General features: G+C 43.9%; 2 protein-coding genes. Both read right to left on the bottom strand.

Annotation, left to right across the window (positions count from 1 at the left end):
- Positions 1 to 48: 48 nt before the first annotated feature.
- On the bottom strand, positions 49 to 498 hold the full coding sequence (locus tag R7D93_RS26365) for an MbeB family mobilization protein (protein ID WP_353616425.1): 450 nt from the start codon (positions 496 to 498) through the stop codon (positions 49 to 51).
- Between the two features lie 705 nt (positions 499 to 1,203).
- A complete protein-coding gene (gene mobC / locus R7D93_RS25410; protein WP_318072129.1) occupies positions 1,204 to 1,335 on the bottom strand; it encodes a plasmid mobilization relaxosome protein MobC in 132 nt (43 codons plus the stop codon).
- Between the last annotated feature and the right edge of the window lie 12 nt (positions 1,336 to 1,347).

Here is a 1,347-nt window from a genome sequence, read left to right as displayed (position 1 = left end):
CTCTAAAACCTCGAAGGCGTGCAAAAGTTGTTTCTCTAGCTCGGTCATTTATTTCCTCTCCAACTTGATCAGCTCGTTCTTGCCATCGTTCATTGTCCACCCCTCCAGAATCGAGTAACCCTCTGGTATCACAATAAAACGTTCCCCTTTCTGGCTCTCGTACAGAGAAAGCCCCCAAGTCTTGTTCTGGAACTGCTCTAGGATCGCTTTTTGGCGGGCTATCTTTTTCTGATTGTCTAATATCGTCTGCCCTTGATACCAAGCGATCCCGTAACTGACGATCACCAAAAATAACAGGGTCACTGGCAACCAAATCCATGTTTTCATCACCAAGAGATTCAAACGTGATTGCTGCTCTTGGATGTCGTTTATGATTTTCTGCTCGCTTGATTTCAACGCATCTTGAATACGTTGTTCGTGCCTCTCGAAGTCTTTCTTTAGCGTTTGCTCGATAGCGTTGGCTTGCTTCTTCGATTGCGAATTGAAGTCCCTCGCCATATTCAAAATCTTGCTCATACAACAAACCTTTTAATCTTATGTTTCGTTTCCCACTTTCGGGATTCTTAATGCTGATGCTTTTAGCTGTCACTCTGGCAATCTCAAATCCTTTGCTTTCAAGCGCACCAATTACCCCTTTTCGACTACGGATTGCGCCTGATTGAGCAAGATTAAGTAGACCATCGGTAAGAAGTTGCTGAATCTCTTTTGCATCGGATGGAGTGTCTTTAGCACTCACCAAGCCTTGCTGATTAGCAGGGTCATCTGGGTCATGAAGCCCTAGTTCAAGATTCTTAATGGTGCGCCACGCATCGATACGAGGATTGTCTGCAAAGTGGTAGTAAGGTTGAAGTCGCTTGCCAGAATGAAGCTCAATATTTGGAATAACAAAATTCAGCTCTAACCGCCCTTTATCAAGATGCTCTACCCAAAGAATGGAGTATTGGTCTTTGTCTAAGCCTGGTAACAAAGCCTTTTCAAAATCAGCCATGAGGCGATCTTTAATCTCTTGTGATAAGTCCGTTTCAGCAAAACAGAGAAAGCCCGATGTGTACTTTTTGGCGTAAGGACTCGAATCAATGAGTGATTGAACTAAATCAGGATCGCCTTGATTGAGTGTCGCCCTCTCCCGATTTCTATCTTTCCCTAAGAGATAATCAACAGGGCCACTCCCAACGCCCTTACCTCTACGAGCGAACTGAACAATCATACTGAGATCTCATACTGTGCCATTATTTGCCCAAGCTGACGCTCGATTGCTGAAAGTTGAGCCAATACTTGAACCACATTCACGACATCATAATTCTGGGTATTCACTACTCTAGTGATCTGATTCAAGTTATTTCCAAG

Source organism: Vibrio sp. YT-15 (genome assembly GCF_033337445.1).
Taxonomy (GTDB): domain Bacteria; phylum Pseudomonadota; class Gammaproteobacteria; order Enterobacterales; family Vibrionaceae; genus Vibrio; species Vibrio alginolyticus.
Note: the sequence above shows the minus strand (reverse complement) of the source record. Positions and strands in the feature narration are given on the sequence as shown.